Origin of the sequence: Streptomyces sp. NBC_01334 (assembly GCF_035983595.1) — a bacterium.
Taxonomy (GTDB): domain Bacteria; phylum Actinomycetota; class Actinomycetes; order Streptomycetales; family Streptomycetaceae; genus Streptomyces; species Streptomyces coriariae.
In genome coordinates this window covers 1,253,549-1,269,579 of the sequence record NZ_CP130718.1, presented here as the reverse complement: position 1 = coordinate 1,269,579, position 16,031 = coordinate 1,253,549, and the positions used below count along the sequence as shown (strand labels likewise).

Annotated in this window: 13 protein-coding genes and 4 pseudogenes; 8 read left to right on the top strand and 9 right to left on the bottom strand. The window is 69.8% G+C overall.

What is annotated here, in order from left to right; translation table 11 throughout:
• The first annotated feature begins 208 nt into the window (after window positions 1-208).
• A complete protein-coding gene (locus OG736_RS05850; protein ID WP_327181466.1) occupies window positions 209-595 on the top strand; it encodes a hypothetical protein in 387 nt (128 codons plus the stop codon).
• 261 nt (window positions 596-856) lie between these two features.
• Here the strand turns inward: OG736_RS05850 and OG736_RS05845 are convergent.
• Window positions 857-1,384 (bottom strand): annotated as a pseudogene (locus OG736_RS05845) (LysR substrate-binding domain-containing protein); the annotation flags it as partial.
• Here OG736_RS05845 and OG736_RS05840 point away from each other — a divergent pair.
• Window positions 1,384-1,755, top strand: a pseudogene (locus OG736_RS05840) (aldo/keto reductase); the annotation flags it as partial. The pseudogenes OG736_RS05845 and OG736_RS05840 overlap by 1 nt on opposite strands.
• A gap of 694 nt (window positions 1,756-2,449) precedes the next feature.
• Here the strand turns inward: OG736_RS05840 and OG736_RS05835 are convergent.
• The gene (locus OG736_RS05835; RefSeq protein ID WP_327181465.1) at window positions 2,450-4,984 is read right to left on the bottom strand and encodes a sel1 repeat family protein; all 2,535 of its coding nucleotides are present in this window, start codon (window positions 4,982-4,984) and stop codon (window positions 2,450-2,452) included.
• Between the two features lie 25 nt (window positions 4,985-5,009).
• Between OG736_RS05835 and OG736_RS05830 the strand changes: the two genes are divergently transcribed.
• The gene (locus OG736_RS05830) at window positions 5,010-5,309 is read left to right on the top strand and encodes a hypothetical protein (protein ID WP_327181464.1); all 300 of its coding nucleotides are present in this window, start codon (window positions 5,010-5,012) and stop codon (window positions 5,307-5,309) included.
• Window positions 5,310-5,832: 523 nt separating this feature from the next.
• Complete coding sequence (locus tag OG736_RS05825) at window positions 5,833-6,747, top strand: DMT family protein (protein ID WP_327187531.1); 915 nt, start codon at window positions 5,833-5,835, stop codon at window positions 6,745-6,747.
• Window positions 6,748-7,100: 353 nt separating this feature from the next.
• Here the strand turns inward: OG736_RS05825 and OG736_RS05820 are convergent, their stop codons facing one another.
• Window positions 7,101-7,904 carry an SDR family oxidoreductase gene (locus tag OG736_RS05820; protein WP_327181463.1) on the bottom strand — a complete coding sequence of 268 codons (804 nt, stop codon included), beginning with the start codon at window positions 7,902-7,904 and terminating at the stop codon, window positions 7,101-7,103.
• A gap of 221 nt (window positions 7,905-8,125) precedes the next feature.
• On the opposite strand from OG736_RS05820, the gene OG736_RS05815 reads away from it, so the two are divergent.
• On the top strand, window positions 8,126-8,548 hold the full coding sequence (locus OG736_RS05815) for a DUF6924 domain-containing protein (protein ID WP_327181462.1): 423 nt from the start codon (window positions 8,126-8,128) through the stop codon (window positions 8,546-8,548).
• A 45-nt stretch (window positions 8,549-8,593) separates the two neighbouring features.
• On the opposite strand, the pseudogene OG736_RS05810 reads toward OG736_RS05815, so the two are convergent.
• Window positions 8,594-8,761 (bottom strand): annotated as a pseudogene (locus OG736_RS05810) (IS5 family transposase); the annotation flags it as partial.
• Window positions 8,762-9,048: 287 nt separating this feature from the next.
• Here OG736_RS05810 and OG736_RS05805 point away from each other — a divergent pair.
• From OG736_RS05805 to OG736_RS05795, 3 genes and pseudogenes are all read left to right on the top strand, one after another.
• Window positions 9,049-9,171, top strand: a pseudogene (locus OG736_RS05805) (ISAzo13-like element transposase-related protein); the annotation flags it as partial.
• Between the two features lie 51 nt (window positions 9,172-9,222).
• Complete coding sequence (locus OG736_RS05800) at window positions 9,223-9,657, top strand: ribosomal maturation YjgA family protein (protein ID WP_327187530.1); 435 nt, start codon at window positions 9,223-9,225, stop codon at window positions 9,655-9,657.
• Window positions 9,602-9,847 carry a hypothetical protein gene (locus OG736_RS05795; protein WP_327181461.1) on the top strand — a complete coding sequence of 82 codons (246 nt, stop codon included), beginning with the start codon at window positions 9,602-9,604 and terminating at the stop codon, window positions 9,845-9,847. The genes OG736_RS05800 and OG736_RS05795 overlap by 56 nt, the downstream gene beginning before the upstream one ends.
• Before the next feature lie 49 nt (window positions 9,848-9,896).
• Here OG736_RS05795 and hutU read toward each other — a convergent pair whose 3' ends face one another.
• From hutU to OG736_RS05770, 5 genes are read right to left on the bottom strand one after another with little or no spacing between them, the layout of a single operon-like run.
• Window positions 9,897-11,555, bottom strand: a complete 1,659-nt coding sequence (gene hutU / locus OG736_RS05790) for a urocanate hydratase (RefSeq protein ID WP_327187529.1) — start codon at window positions 11,553-11,555, stop codon at window positions 9,897-9,899.
• A 5-nt stretch (window positions 11,556-11,560) separates the two neighbouring features.
• A complete protein-coding gene (locus tag OG736_RS05785; RefSeq protein WP_327181460.1) occupies window positions 11,561-12,343 on the bottom strand; it encodes an enoyl-CoA hydratase-related protein in 783 nt (260 codons plus the stop codon).
• Entirely contained in the window at window positions 12,336-13,211 is an 876-nt protein-coding gene (locus OG736_RS05780) for a 3-hydroxyacyl-CoA dehydrogenase family protein (RefSeq protein ID WP_327181459.1), read from the bottom strand. The genes OG736_RS05785 and OG736_RS05780 overlap by 8 nt, the downstream gene beginning before the upstream one ends.
• Before the next feature lie 20 nt (window positions 13,212-13,231).
• Window positions 13,232-14,455, bottom strand: coding sequence for a CaiB/BaiF CoA transferase family protein (locus OG736_RS05775; protein WP_327181458.1), 1,224 nt, complete (start codon window positions 14,453-14,455; stop codon window positions 13,232-13,234).
• Window positions 14,452-15,993 (bottom strand): HAL/PAL/TAL family ammonia-lyase, encoded by a 1,542-nt coding sequence (locus tag OG736_RS05770; RefSeq protein WP_327181457.1) that lies wholly within the window; start codon window positions 15,991-15,993, stop codon window positions 14,452-14,454. Before OG736_RS05770 ends, OG736_RS05775 begins: the two co-directional genes overlap by 4 nt.
• Window positions 15,994-16,031 lie beyond the last annotated feature (38 nt).

The following is a 16,031-nucleotide window of genomic DNA, read 5'->3' as shown; positions in this document are numbered from 1 at the left end:
GGTCCATCATGGCTGTTCGGAGCCGGTTTCGGTAGGACTCAGCGCACGTCCGTTCGACCTTGTGGCAGCTCGTGTCGCGCGCCAGACTCGTCGTCATCCACTCTCCGGCCAACGTGTCGGCAGCCTCTATCGGCTGTCGGCGCGTTCGCCGTGCTGTCTCGCCGTGTGACGTGCACCGGTCGGGGGGTGGCGGGACGAAGGGGGATCGATGGATCAGGACATGGTTGTGCTGGCGAGGGTCAGGCTGCTCAGTGCCAACCGGCGGGTGGTGCGTGGTGCAGAGGGGCTGTGGATCTACCGCGTTCTGACACGGGTCGAGCCGGAGGCGTACGGGTCGAAGCTGGCGTACGTCTTGGTGGAGGCGAGCGCGTCGCCCCTGGTGCGGGAGTTGCCCGAGCGACGGTTGGCCCTGTTGGACGAGGCTGTGGAGGTGGCGAAGGCCCTCGGTACGTCGAACCCCTACCGGGCGAAGATGCTGGCGAGGGCCCTGGCCGCCAGGCAGTGGGAGTTGGAGAGTCGCCCGGCGGAGCCGCTCGCATCTGATGAGCGGGAGGATCGGGCGGCCCGTCAGGAAGGGCGGCAAGGACAGGCATGACCCTGCGGGTGCCGGGGGTCTACTCCCTGGACGGCGACGCCGGTGAATGCCCAGTCCCGCCGGAGAAGGCCTGAGACAGCGGGCGCCGACGACCGCGCAGGGTTCGTCGGCGCCGCTGACCTGGCTACCGAGGCCCAGGTCAACCTGGCCACCGACCGCCTGGCGGGCCGCCGTGCGATGCCGGTGGGCGCCCACCGGCTGGCCACGGCCGCCCGCGCCGGCGGTCAGACCGTGTGTCGCGGCGATGAAGGCGAGGGCGGGTCATATCCGTGTGGCCGTGCGGATCAGCCCGGCGAGGGCGAGGGAGCGACTGTGCGCGGGCCAGGCGATGTGGGTGACCACGGGGGGTGCGTCGGTCAGGGGGACGGCGGTGTGCTCGGCCCACAGCCAGGCGCGGGCTGAGTCGGGGAAGACGGCCACGGTGCGTCCGAGGGCGATCAGCTGGGCCAGCTGGGTCTGGTCGTGGATCTCGGGGCCCGGGCCGGGTGGGTACGTGCCGTGGCGGGACCAGCGGGCGAGCGGAATATCGGGGATGTCGGTGACGTCGGCCAAGGACAAGGTCCTCTGCGCGGCGAGGGGGTGCCCGGCGGGCAGGACGGCGATCTGCCCCTCGGTCATCAGTTCCTCGCTGTCGAACCCGGCGAGGGAGTTGAACGGCGCGTGCAGGAGTGCCACATCGGCGCGGCCGTCGCGCAGCATCCCTTCCTGCTCACACGTGCCGCTCGGTAGCACCTCGATCTCGGCGGCGTCGGGCTGGGCCGCGTAGGCATCGAGGAGCTTGTGCAGCAGTCACCAACCAGCTGATCCGTGAAGCGCTGTACCCCCACTCCGAATCTCTGCACATCGTGACCAAGGTCGGCTCGGTCCGCGATCAGCAGGGCGGCTGGCCCCCGGCCCGAGGCCCTGCGCCGCGCCGCCACGAGAACCTCGAGGTCCTAGGCCTCGATTCGCTCGACGTGGTCAATCTCCGGCTCGGCAACGCTCAGGGGCCCCAGCCCGGCTCACTCGCCGAGCCCTTCGAGACCCTCGTCGAACTTCGGCAGCAGGGTCTGATCCGGCACCTCGGCGTGAGTAACGCCACGGCGGAACAGGTCGCCGAGGCACAGGCGATAGCGCCGATCGTGTGCGTGCGGAACATGCACAACATCGCCTACCGTCAGCTGAAGTCACCGCCCTCTACAGGCCTTGCCGGGCAGGTACGCGCGGCCTGGTACGACCGGGGCGCGAGACGGTGACGGCTGCAGCTGACGCAGGAGCAGATGGGGTCGGTGGCCTGCGGGTTCTGCCCAGGGTGAGTGTGAGTTCGGCGGCCCAGAAGCGCCGGCCGCAGGCAGTGAGCGACTGGCCGGCCTGGCTCTCACGTACCTTCGGACATGAAACGGCCAGGTGGGAGTTGCTCTGCTCGGAAGATGCGTCAGAACATCCACCGACCGGCCTGGATCCTGTTGAACGCTTCGGTGTACCGCGCGCCGGCTCCGGCCTGGGCGGTCGCCTGCCCGGTAGGGCGTCCCGGACCAGCGACCGCGACCGGCCCGGGGTGCCCACGGAAGGCGGAGGGGACCCCCGGCGCCGGAGGCGACCACGGAGGCATACTGGGCACTGCGTTCGTGTGCGTGCACGGCCCTTGAGGGTGCGCCTTTGAGGGGCAGCGCCTTGGGTGAACTCGGCCGCCGCCAGGACAGGCCCCGGCCGAGACGGGTGCCGAAGGTGGGTGTCGATGCCGTCGGCGTTGATGCCGACGTAGGCGCTCGAGGTGAGGGCGCCCACGTCCTCACGAGGGGGGACTCGAGACTCTCCGCGTGCGAGCACGGAAACGGGAATGCCGCACGCTGGTGGCGGAGTATGCGGGACCGGTCAGAGGGCGGACGTAGGAGTGCCGTCGGGGTCAAGGCCGTTGGGCCAGCGCTTGTAGAACTGGCGTTGTTGAGAGCCGCAGTTGGCTGCCAGTATGTATAGATGTTCGGTGCGGTCGGGGTCACCGAGCTTTTCCTGGATCTTGCCGAGCAGGCTGAGGGCTGTCGCATCGCCAGTAGCGAGCGCCTTGCGGTACAGGCTGCGTGACGTGGTCTCGTCGTGAGGATGCGTGGTCACGACGAGCGCGCCGAGGACACCGGCTCGGGCAGCACGTTCGATGACCTCGTCGGCGTAGTCGGGGTGCCCGAGTCGGTGGAACATCTCCGCAAGGTGGAGCAGGTCGTCGCCGATCCCGGCGTCGATCGCTTCCTGATAGCAGGCCTCGGCAGCCTCATGATGCCCGGTCTGCTTGTGGAGCCTCGCCAGGAAGATCAGGTTGCTGGTGGCGCCGGCGTCGATCGCTTTCCGGTACAGCCGTGCGGCGGCCTCATGGCGGCCGCGATTCTCGTGAAGCCGTGCGAGTGATCCCAGACCGCCGATCGCACCATGCCGGACAGCCTGCCGGTACAGGCTCTCGGCTTCCTTGAGATCGCCGGCGCGCTCGTGCAGGGCCGCCAGGAACGTATGTCCGGCCGCGTCACCGGAGGCGATGGCCTGCCGGTAGAGGTCCTCGGCTCCAGCCAGGTCATGGGCGTCTTCGCGCAGGATACCGAGCCTCAACAGGGCGTTGGGGTCACCGGCTTCGATGGCCTGGCGAAGCAACTGTTCGGCCGTGCGCGAGTTTTCGGCCCAGTCTGCGAGATGACTCAAGGCCGGTACGGAGCCTGCGTCGGCGGCTCGTTGGTACAGGCGCTGTGCCCACTCGAGGCGGTGGCGCAGGCGGGCCGCGATGCCGAGCTGGAAGAGTTCGTCGCCTTGTTCCAAGTACGTCAGGGCCGCCTGCCAGAACGAGGCGGGCGGGCACATCGCGCGACGGGTGAGCCGACCGTGATGCTGAAGAAAGTCTGCCAGGCCCACCACGCCGGGCAGGGCCCCCATGCCAGTGGGCTGGGGCACGTCTGGCAGAGGCACGGCGATCTGCTTGATCAACATGCGGCTGTAGGTGAGTGCGTCGGTGAACCAGCCTGTGCCGGCACGGGCCCGTTCGGGATCCGGAAGATAGCCGGGGGCTGCCTCCCTGAGGAAAGCCAGCGGCAGCGGGCCGCCGACGCCGAGACGACGGGCGTCCATGGCTGCCTCGATGAGGGCTCGGCCCAGGCGCCCGGCGCTGCCCGAGGGGAGCTCGTAATGCCGTACTAGATCCGGACCCGCTGCCAGGGTCTGCGTCACCGCGCTGCCGAGCCGGACGGCTGTGGCCAGCGAGCGGTCCTGTTCGCCCATACGGCGGGCTGCGGGGAGGTCGTCAGCGAACGTGTCAGGGACGCTGATCAGCCTGGCTTGGGCGAGTAGTTGCCTGGCCAGGTGATGGGGATCCGTGGAGTTCGTCTGCGGGGCAGCAGTCAGGCTCTGGTGGTGGTTGGGCCACAGCGTGGCGATGACGATGAGAGGGCCACCCGAATCCAGTCGGCGAAGCAGCGCAGCCGACACGCGCTCGCCGAGGGGGCCGGCGAGATAGACCTGGGCCTCATTCAGCCACAGCACCGTGCCCGGAGCGGGAGCGTCGGCGTCAAGGAGTGCGGCGAGCCCGGCAGCGTCGGTGGGAAAGAGCAGCTCGAAGCTGTCGGGGACAACGGCGCGCATGGCCTCGAACGCGGTGCGGGTCTTGCCGGTGCACGATTCACCGACCACTGCCACCAGCAGGGGAGCCGCTGACGGAAGGGCCGCGGCACGCAGATGCGCCTGTATCAGCGCATCATGGGCGCGTGCCACGTACTGGGGCAGCACAAAATCCTGATCACGAGCCTCGCCGGGTGTTGCGGAGATGGCGGGGTGCACGCCCAGCCTTTGCGCGCTCCATGCCGGCAGCCGACGCGGTCGGTCCACTGGCCCTGGCCTTTGAGCTGTGTCCGCGTCATGCAGGGACCCCTGCTTGCGTGCCGCCTCGCGCCAGGCCAGCCAGTGATGAGGCTGCAGCAGTCCGCTGTGGAAGGGGCCCAGCTCCTGCAGGGACAGCCCGTGCCGTTGCTGGCGACGGCGAACGGCTGCGATGAGACTGTTCACCAAGTGCGTCAGCTCTGGTTCTGCGGGCACGTGCTTGCCGTTCACCCAGTCGCTGATCCGTTTGTCGGTGATATCGACACCAGGCGGACGTCGGCGCTCGTTTGCCGCTTGGGCCGCCTGTTTCTGCGTCACTCCCGCGAGTCTGATCAGTTCTCGCAAACGCGCTCCGAGAAGTTCCCTCGCGCCCGGTTCTGTCTCCGCCACACCACCGTCCGACATCCGTGCCCGCTCGTTGGTGCCCAGATCCCCCACCGGATCCGGACCGGAATCCGAAGCTAGCTCTTTCAACTGCAGCGATGTGCCTGTTTGGGGAAAGCCCGCTCGCTTGATCCTGCCGCGTTTGGCGCACTGGTGTTCCGCACAGGCCGTGCGCATCACACTTCTCCGCTTGGGAGCACCCGTGAATCTCGACGTCCTTCTCAGCGCATCGGGGGCCATCGTCGTCCTGTGCGCGGCAGCCTCCCGGGTGCCGGCAGCCCTCGCAGACCTGCTGCGTGCCTGCATCCCGACCCTGCAGGCAGCGCGGGAACTGAAACAGGCCTGGCGCAGCGACTCCGCCTCGGGTACGAGCCATCCTCTGCATCCGTTCCAGCGACCGCTGCCGCATCCCACGCGACGCCACCGGGACGCTGATCCCAGCCAAGGCGACACGGGCAGCGAACTGGCCGATCGCCGGCAGCGATCTGGTGGGCCTACCTGACACGTGAGATTCCGTCCGGCCTCACAACCCGCCCTCAGACGGTTGAGTACTGGATGGTTCAGGCAGTTCGGATCGGATCGTCCGGGGCGAGCCTTCCGGACAAGGGGGGTGGCACCGTCTGCGACGGCGGGTCTGCTGCGGTGCATGCAGAGCGGATGCGTGCGTGTGGGCGGGAGCCGGGCTGTACCGGACTCCCGCCCGCGGTCTGCCGTTCAGCCTCTTGCCCGGAGAACACGGCAGGCCATCTCCTCTTCTTCCCTGGATGCGGTTTGCGTGCCGTACCCATAGCGAGGAGTGGCGCGGAAGCGATTGTGCCTAGTTCTTGGTGCAAGATTTCTGGATCCGCCGATGCCGAGCAGGGGCCAGGGGCGCTGTTGCCAACGCCGAGCCGTCCGTCGGCGGGTGGGTCTCTTACGGAACGGGCGGGCGGCGAAGCTGACAGCGAGGCAACGCTCCGTGGCCATAAGCCGTCTCGTCAACCGAGATGGCGCTGAGTCGGTGCCCATCAGGAACGGAGCGAATCGTGTTGATGGGCTTGCTGACCGCCGTTGCGGCATCCGTCTGTTACGGCACAGGCTCAGTCCTGCAAGCCATCGGGTCCCGCAGGTCCGCGCGGAGCGGTGCGGCCACCACTGCCAGCACGCAGTACGGGGGGCCCAGCCTCTCCTCCACTGCGAAGGCCGCGATGACCTGGGAATTCGTCGTCGGTACCGTCCTGGACTTCGTCGGCTTCGCACTGGGTGCACTGGCTGCTCGGCTCCTGCCCCTGTTCCTCTCGCAAACCGTGATCAGCGCCAACCTGATCATCACCGCCGTGCTGAGCGTCAGGTTCCTCCGTATCCGGCTGACGCGCGCCGAGTGGACGTCCATCGGCGTGGTCTGCGTGGCGCTCGTTCTGCTCGCGACGGCGGCGGGGGAGGAGGGCAGTGGACACGGCATCCCGATCGCCACGCACTGGTGGCTCCTGGCGATCTCGCTTGCCCTGATGGTGGGCGGCACGCACGCGGTACGCCTCCTTGGTCCCCGCGCGGCGATCCTTGCCGGACTGCTGTCCGGACTCGGTTTCGGCGCGCTGGGCGTGGGCGTCCGTGTCCTGAACGGCGTCACCCCCTTCGATCCGGCCGCCCTGCTGACGGATCCCGCCCTGTACGCGATCGTGACGGCCGGCGTGGGTGGGATGTACCTGCACACCGTCGCCTTGCAGATCGGTTCGGTCAACGGTGCCACGGCGGCCCTGGTCGTCGGCGAGACCGTGTTGCCCGGCGCGATCGGCGTGCTTTGGCTCGGCGACGCCTCACGGGCTGGTCTCGCCTGGATGGCGCTGCTCGGCTTCGTCCTGGCGGTGGCAGGCGCGGTCGCGGTGGCATGGTTCGGCGGGCCTGCGGCGCACGTGGAGGAGCAGCCGCAGCAGGCGGCAGAACTGACTCCCACGCGCTGAGCACCCGACTCAGGCCGGCGGTACGGCCCGTGAGGATCTGACCCAAGCGGAGTGGGATCGACTGAAGTCGTTCCTCCCTCGCGGCGGTATGCGCGGACGCAAGCCTCGTGGTCACCCGTGGGGAGCCGGGAGGCGCGGCGGGCCCCGCCGCCCACGGGACGGCAGGGCCCGGCAAGGGGGTCCTCCGCCTGAGGGTGGGAGGATCATTCGTCTGCACACCATGGGGCATGGACGAGCCACAGCGATAGATATCGGACGTAACTGATCCATGCGACAGCGTGACGCTGTGGCCATGTACGTGAGTTGCGACTCCGGTCCCATCCCTGTGGTCGCGTACGCAGGGGACTTTGGGCCTACGCGAGGCCACCGTTGCTCATCAGCAGCTGACCGTTGATCCACTCGCCCTCCCTGGAGCACAGGAAGTCCACGAGGTGCGCGGTGTCCTGCGGAGTGCCCAGCCGACCGAGCGGGGTGCTGCGGACGCATTGCTCCCGGACCTTCTCGGGCATCCAGCCGGTGTCGACCGGCCCGGGATTGATCGCGTTGGCGGTCACGCCGAGGTGGGCGAGTTCGTGGGCGGCGGCGAGCGTGATGCGGTCCAGGGCTCCCTTGCTCGCCCCGTAGGGCAGGTTGCCGACGGTGTGATCACTGGTGAGGCTGACGATCCGGCCGGTTCCCCGTTCTGCGGCGAAGCGGCGTCCGAACTCGCGAATGAGCAGCCAGGTGGCGCGCGCATTGACGGCGAAGTGCCGGTCGAAACTCTCGACGGTGGTGTCAAGCAGCCCAGAGTCGACGGACTCGCAGTGACTCATCACCAGCGCGGTGACACTGCCCATACGCTGTTCGACCTCGTCGAAGACGCGTGCCGGGGTATCCGGGTCGGCGAGATCCGCCTCGATCGCGGTGGTGGACGCACCGTGTTCGGCCAGAGATTGGCTGATCGCTTCGGTCGCGCCGGGCTCGCTGCCCCAGCTCATACGGTCGTCGTAGGGGGTCCAGTAGGTGAAGGCGATGTCCCAGCCCGATGCGGCCAGCCGACGGGCGATGCCCGCGCCGATACCCACGGTGCGGCCCACCCCGGTAATCAGGGCGAGCGGGCGGTCGGCCGGAGAGCCTGGTCCGTGGGCAGGCTGGTCATGATCGGTGTCCGTCGTCACGGGCCGGAATCGTTCACGAACGACATCGCAGCGTCAATCGTTTTCCTGCGACGTCGCGCCAAATGCGCAGGGGCAGGCGGCGCTCGTGGCCCGCCCTGAAGAGAGCGTTTCGTCGTGGCGGGGGCGTTTGGGATCGCCGGGTTGCTTGAGGAGTTCCGTCAGCGCGGAGTGTGCGTGGTCTGACGACAGTCGATGTCGGCGCCAGGTGAGAGCATCGCAAGATGCCTCTGCCTCAGCCCGATGATCTGACCTCGCTGGTCCTGCGTACCGACTTCGGTGACGAGGGAGCCTGGGACGCGGTGCGAGCCGCACTCGACGCGGCCGGCGAGTATCCCCATGCCACGTATGTCAGTGAGCTTGCCTTTGCCGGCGTGGGGGTCCAGGCATTGCTGGACGAGGAGGCTGCCGCGGACGAGGACGATCAGATCGTCTACATGTTTCTGGCGGATGCAACCACGATGAAGGTTCCGGGTCACCCGCTCCTGGCCGTGGACCTCTCGGACGAGCCTGGGCGGACGTTCAGGGTCCCCGCTCGGTGGTTCCCTGACATCTCAGCCAACCTCAGCATCGCCAACATGGACTTTGCGGAGTTCGCCGACGCCGCTGATGGATCGGGAACCTACCGCGGCTTTGACGAGGGCTGACACCTCATCGTTCAGGCCCGTCCGGGCGAGCTGTGTACCGCGCCGGTTCAGCGTGGCTTCGCGGGTGAGGCGACGGCTCATCAGGTCGATCATCGCGAGGCGGATCATGGCTTCAGAGCCGTGAGGGTGGGATTCGTGGGCGCGGGCGAGTCGTCGGTGGTGCATGAGCCTGCCGAAGGTCCGCTCGACGACCCAGCACTGCGGGATCGCCTTGAGGCTATGCCCGTCAACGTCCCAAGCGGCGACGGGAGTTCGCTCGCCTTCCCGCCAGTACCCGTCCGGTCGGCGGTTGCCGGGTGGCTGCGCAACCAGCCCGTCTTGCGCAGTCGGAAAGGCGGTTGCGCAAGACGGCTGAGCAACCGGCCCTGCCGACGGGTTGCGCAAGATGGGGCAGTGAGCGGCGGCCGTGCCCTGCGCCGGGCGGGGCGGCTGGGCACGGTCGCCTGCGCAATGTCCTGCGCAACGCTGTGACCTGCAATGGTCGGGGTCCCGTACTCGGCGTGGGGGATCCGGTGATCAGCGTGGACACCAAGAAGAAGGAGTTGGTCGGCCACCAGAGGAACGCCGGACGTGAGTGTCAGCCGGCAGGCCGACCTGCGCTGGTCAAGACGCATGACTTGGTGTGGTGGGCGGCGCCCGTCGGGCGAGCTGCCGGCATCCAGGAGAATGAACGTATGGCCTCTTCCGGAACCCGTGCAGGCGTCGACACCGAGACGAACCGGATGCGTCTTCGGGCGGCCGGGGCCGCGCTGGTGATCGCGGGTGCGGGGTTGGGTCTCAGGGCCGTGGTGGAGGGAGATGCGGCCAAGTACGGCGGGGACGCCCTGTACACCTTGTTGATCGTCGCTCTCGTCATCCTGGTGGCGCCGTGGGTGACGGCTTGGAAGGCCGGCGCGCTTGCGCTGGCGGTCAGTTGGGGGGTCGAGTTCTTGCAGCTCACTGAGGTGCCGACGGAGCTCTCCCGGCACAGCACCGCTGCTCGGTTGATCCTCGGTTCCACCTTCAATGCACCGGACCTGTTCTGGTACGCGGTCGGCGCGCTGGTCGGATCGCTTGCCGGAGCTTGTCGAAGGGCGGGTCAGCGCCCGGCTGATCGAGTTCATCGGTGACTCCATCACCGCCGGCGCCCTCACCGACCGGTTGGCACTGGACTCGTACGCCTGGAAGGCCGGCGGGCAACCGGGGGCGCGCAACGCCTGTGCGACATCGTCTTCGTGGGAGACGCGGCGTGCGAAGTACGTACGGAAAGGGGAGCAGTTCGACCCGGGGGAGGCGGCGCGCGGGCTGTTCGTGGAGTGAGCGGCGGTGACCTCGGCGCGTTCTGGGAGAGCGATGCGCCTTCCGGGGATCAGACGCCTTCGCGCATAGGCACCCGGACGCCCCGCTCGTCGGCGACCGTCTCCGCGATGTCGTAGCCGGCGTCGACGTGGCGGATGACGCCCATGCCGGGGTCGTTGGTCAGCACGCGGCGCAGCTTCTCGCCGGCGAGTGCGGTGCCGTCGGCGACGGAGACCTGGCCGGCGTGGATGGAGCGCCCCATGCCGACGCCGCCGCCGTGGTGGATGGAGACCCAGGACGCGCCGGAGGCCACGTTGACCATGGCGTTGAGCAGCGGCCAGTCGGCGATCGCGTCGGAGCCGTCGAGCATGGCTTCGGTCTCGCGGTACGGGGAGGCGACGGAGCCCGAGTCGAGGTGGTCGCGGCCGATGGCGAGCGGGGCGGCCAGCTCACCACTGGCGACCATGTCGTTGAACCGCTCGCCGGCCTTGTCCCGCTCGCCGTAGCCGAGCCAGCAGATACGGGCGGGCAGCCCCTGGAAGTGGACGCGCTCACCGGCCAGCTTGATCCAGCGGGCCAGGGACTCGTTCTCCGGGAAGAGCTCCAGGATCGCCTTGTCGGTCTTGTGGATGTCGGAGGCCTCACCGGACAGGGCGGCCCAGCGGAAGGGCCCCTTGCCCGCGCTGAACAGCGGCCGGATATAGGCGGGCACGAAGCCAGGGAAGGCGAACGCCCGCTCGTATCCGGCGAGTTGGGCCTCGCCGCGGATCGAGTTGCCGTAGTCGAAGACCTCGGCGCCGGCGTCCATGAAGCCGACCATCGCCTCGACGTGCTTGGCCATGGACTCGCGGGCGCGGGTGGTGAAGCCCGCCGGGTCCTTGGCCGCGGCGTCGGCCATGTCGTCGAAGTCGACGCCGATGGGGAGGTAGGCGAGGGGGTCGTGGGCCGAGGTCTGGTCGGTGACGATGTCGATGGGGGCGCTCTCGGTGAGCATCTGCGGGAGCAGTTCGGCCGCGTTGCCCAGCAGGCCGATGGAGAGCGGGCGGCGGGCGTCACGCGCCTCCACCGCGAGTTGGAGGGCGTGCTCCAGGGAGTCGGCCTTCACGTCGAGGTACCGGTGCTCGATGCGGCGCTCGATGGCGCGCGGGTCGACGTCGATACAGATCGCGACGCCGTCGTTCATCGTCACGGCGAGCGGCTGGGCGCCGCCCATGCCGCCGAGGCCGGCGGTGAGGGTGATCGTGCCGGCGAGGGTGCCGCCGAACTTCTTGGCGGCGACGGCGGCGAAGGTCTCGTAGGTGCCCTGGAGGATGCCTTGCGTACCGATGTAGATCCAGGAACCGGCGGTCATCTGCCCGTACATGGTCAGGCCCAGGGCCTCCAGGCGGCGGAACTCCTCCCAGTTGGCCCAGTCGCCGACGAGGTTGGAGTTGGCGATGAGGACACGCGGGGCCCACTCGTGGGTCTGCATCACCCCCACCGGACGGCCGGACTGCACCAGCATCGTCTCGTCCTGCTTCAGGGTCCGCAGGGTGCGGACCATCGCGTCGAACGACCGCCAGTCCCGCGCCGCCTTTCCCGTGCCGCCGTAGACGACGAGCTTGTCGGGGTGCTCGGCGACTTCCGGATCCAGGTTGTTCTGCAGCATCCGCAGCGCCGCCTCCTGCTGCCAGCCCTGCGCGCTGAGCGAGTTCCCGCGGGGAGCGCGCACGGTCCTCGGTCCAGAAATTCCAGTCATCGTTCGTTGCTCCGGCGCTTGTCGAGGAAGGCCCGCAGGCCCTGGGTGTGGTCGTCGGTGGAGGAGTTGAGGGCGGCCAGGCGGCGTTCGGTGCGGATGCCGACGGAGAGGGGCGTCTCGAAGGCCGTCAGCACCGCCTCCTTCGCCAGTCGGACCGCGGTCGCGGGGTGGGCGGCGATGGTGCGGGCCGTGTCGTGGGCGGTGCGGTCGAGCTGGTCGGGGGGTACGACGCGGCTGACGAGGCCGGCGGCGAGGGCTTCGGGGGCGGTGATGGTGCGGCCGGTGAGGATCATGTCCATCGCGAGGGCCTTGCCGACCGCGCGGACGAGGCGTTGGGTGCCGCCCGCACCGGGGATCGCACCGAGACGCAGCTCGGGCTGGCCGAAGCGGGCGGTGTCCGAGGCGATGACGAGGTCGCAGATCATGGCGAGTTCGCAGCCGCCACCCAGGACATGACCGTTGACCGCCGCGACGAGAGGGATGCGGGTGGCGTACAGGGCCTCCCACAGGTCGCTGAAGTCGTCGAGGTACGTGCCGACCGGGCCGGACTCCGAGAGTTCCGCCAGGTCGGCGATGTCGGCGCCGGCCGCGAAGAGGCGTTCCGTGCCGCTGATGACGACGCAGCGGACGTCGGGGTCGGCGTCCCAGGCGCGTACGGCGTCCAGCAGAGCCGTCATCATGGCGCGGCTCAGCGCGTTGGCCGCTTCGGGGCGGTGGAGGCGGACGTGGCCGACCGCATCCTCGGTACGGGTCAGAATGGTGCCGGCGCCGTCAGCCATCGTGGGTCAACTGCCTGACGACGGCGTCCCGGTGGGCCTTGACCCGGTCGGCCCGTTCGCCGGGCCACTCGTAGAAGCCGCGTCCCGACTTGGCGCCCAGAGCGCCTTCGGCCACCAGTTTCCTCACGGACTCCGGCACCTCGACCGAGCGGCTCAGCTCGGGCATCAGGATCGCCGACACCTGCTCGACCACGTCCAGCCCGGCCAGGTCCATCAGCTCCAGTGGGCCGCAGGCAGCCCAGCGTGGGGCGAGCGTCGTACGGACCGCCAGGTCGGCGTCCGCCGCGGAGGTCACGCCCGACTCCACCAGGTGCAGCACCTCCCGCAGCACCGCGTACTGGATACGGTTGACGACGAAGCCGGGGACATCCGCCCGTACGACGACGGGCAGCTTGCCGAGCCGCCGGGTCAGCGACTCGGCGCGCTCCATCGCCGTCGCGGAGGTGGCCTCGCCGGCGACGAGTTCGACGAGCGGCATGACCGGCGCGGGATTGAACCAGTGCATGCCGAGGAACCGGCCGGGATCGTCAAGTGCCGTGCCCAGCAGGGTGATCGGCACGCTGGAGGTGTTGGTGGTGAGCAGGCAGTCCGGTGTCACCGCGGCCTCGATCGAGGCGAGGACGTCCTGCTTGAGAGCCACCACTTCGGCGACGTTCTCGCTCACCACGTCCGCGCCGTCCAGCGCCTCCGACAGCGAACGCGTGCGGAGGACCTCGTCCGGGACCAGGGCGCGCGCGGCATCCAGGGTGGCTTCGCTGCGGGACCACAGGGTGACCCGGCAGCCCGCTCGGGCGAAGACCTGGGCGATGCCCGCGCCCATGGTCCCGGCGCCGATCACCGCCACGGTGGGCAGTTTCTTCTCCGGCATCTCTCTCTCCATTCAGGGGCTCAGATCGCGCCACGGGCGCGCAGGCCCGCGATCTCGTCGGGGCTCAGCCCGAGCGCGGCGGCCAGCACCTCGTCCGTGTGCTGCCCGAGGACCGGCGCGGGTGCGGGGGCGGCGGGCTGCGCTCCGGAGAAGCGGACGGGCTGACGCATCACGGCGACCTCGCCGGCCACCGGGTGCCGTGTGGTGCCCAGCAGCTGTCGCTGCCGCGCGTGGTCGCTGTCCAGGGCCTCCTTGAGGCTCCAGATGGGACCGGCCGGTACGCCCGCCGCCTCCAGCCGGTTCACGGCCTCGTCGACCGTCAGGCCACGCGTCCAGTTCTCGATCAGTACCCGGAGTTCGGCGTGGTGGCGGGCGCGCTGGGCGTCCGTGGCGAAGCGGGGGTCGTCGAGGAGTTCGGGCATGCCGGTCTCCTTGCACAGACGGGCGAAGAGGGCGTCGTTGGCGACCGCGAGGACGACCTGTCCGTCGCGGGCGGGGAAGCTGTCCATGGGGGCGGAGACCGGATGACGGTTGCCGATCCGCTCGGGTTCGGTGCCGTCGGCGGTGAACTGGGACAGCGACACGACCAGCAGGGACAGCACGGAGTCGAGCATGGCGACATCCACGTGCTGCCCGTGCCCGGTGACGTCGCGTTGCCGGAGCGCGGCCAGGGCACCGTACGAGCCGTACATCCCGGCGACGACGTCGCCGATGGACTCGCCGACGCGGGTCGGGCCGGTGCCGGGCCAGCCGGTGAGGCTCATGATGCCGCCCATGGCCTGGATGATGTGGTCGTAGGCGGGGCGGTGGGCGAGTGGTCCGGTCTGGCCGAAGCCGGAGATGCTGACGTACACCAGGCGCGGGTTGACGGCGGCCAGGGTGTCGTAGTCGATGCCGAGGCGGGCGGTGACGCCGGGCCGGTAGTTCTCGATCAGGATGTCCGTGTCGCGCACCAGGCGGTGCAGCAGATCGCGGCCCTCGTCGGACTTCAGGTTGAGGGTGATGCCGCGTTTGCCCCGGTTGAGCATCATGAAGTACGAGCTCTCGCTGTTGATGTGCGGGGCGAAGTGCCGGGAGTCGTCGCCGGCGCCGGGCATCTCGACCTTGGTGACCTCGGCTCCGAGGTCACCGAGCAGCGCCCCGCAGAGCGGACCGGCCAGGACCCGGGAGAGGTCGAGGACCTTGACGCCGGACAGCGGGCCTTTCTGATCTGCGTTGTTCTCGCTCGTCACCGTGCTCTTCATCGGGCCAGTCCTCCCACTACTGCTTCCACGGCCGCCACGAGGCTGCCGTCCGCGACCAGCTCCCGGGCCGCCGCGAGGTCGGGGTACATCTCGCGGTCCTCCTCCAGGGCGGCCACCCGCTCCCGGACCGCTCGGTACGCGGCCCCCGTCCCGGCTCCCGGGCGCAGGGTGCCGTGGTGCTCCAGCCCCTGCGCCGCCGCCAGGATCTCGATGCCGAGGCCCTGCTGTGCGTACTCGACCGCCTGCCGGGCCTGCCAGCCGGCGGGGACGCCCATGCTGACGTGGTCCTCCTGCATCGCCGAGGTCGGGATGTTGTGCACGGAGGCGGGCTGGGCGAGTGCGCGGGCCTCGGCGGCCAGCGAGGCGGCGACGTACTGCGGGATCATGAAGCCTGAGTCCTCGCCGCCGGGGGCCGCGAGGAAGGCCGGCAGTTCGCTGAAGTGGGCGGTGGTGAGGCGGTCGGTGCGGCGCTCGGAGATGTTGAGCAGGTGGGTGACAGCGATGGCGAGGACGTCCAGCGCCATGGCGACCGGGGCGCCGTGGCCGTTGCCGCCGGTGTGGGCGGTGAGCTCGTCGCCGGCGACGGAGAACAGCGGGTTGTCGGTGACCGAGTTGGCCTCGATGGTGACCGTGCGCTCGGCGTAGTCCAGCGCGTCGCGCACGCTGCCGTGGACCTGGGGCGCGCAGCGCAGGCTCAGAGGGTCCTGGAGGCGGTGGTGACGGTGCGCCGCCACGATCGCGCTGCCGTCGAGCAGGGCGCGCAGGTTCGCGGCGGTGGCCGCCTGGCCGGGGTGCGGGCGGACCTGCTGGACGCGGGGGTCGAAGGCGCGGTCGTTGCCGCGCAGGGCCTCCAGGCTCATCGCCGCCGCTATGTCGGCGGCGGCGGTCAGCAGCCGGGCGTCGTGGACGGCGAGCGCCGCCATCGCGGTCACCTCGTACGTGCCGCTGACCAGGGCGTGACCCTCGCGGGGGCCCAGTTCGAGAACGGGCAGACCGGCGCGGCGCATCGCCTCGGCGCCGGGCAGCAGCTCGCCCTCGAAGTACGCCCGGCCGAGACCGGCCGTGACCAGGCCGATGTGTGCGGTGCCGATCAGATAGCCGACCGAGCCGCGGCCGGGGGACCAGGGGGTGACGCCTCGGTTGAGCATCGCGGCGAGGGTCTCGACCAGACCGAGGCCCACTCCGCTGCGGCCCTGGGCCATCGCCCGCACGATCAGGAGGATCATGGCGCGCACAACTTCGGGCGGGTAGGGCTCGCCCACCCCGCAGGCATGGCTCTTGAGCATCTTCAGCTGGGCCGACGACACGTGCTCCGGGGCGACCGACACGTCGTAGAGGTCGCCGACGCCCGTGGTGAGCCCGTAGACGGGCGCTCCGTCCGCGTCGAGGCCCGCGAGCATCCGGACGCGCATGCCCTTGACCGCCAGGGCGGCTTCCTCGGTGAGCAGCACCGGGGCGCCGTGCCGCGCCACCGCCACGATGTCGTCAATGGACAGCGGCGTGGATCCGATGGCCACCGGCTCCCGAGAATCACTCACGGTATTCCTTCCCAGCGGTGCGTGTGTATGGAATCGGA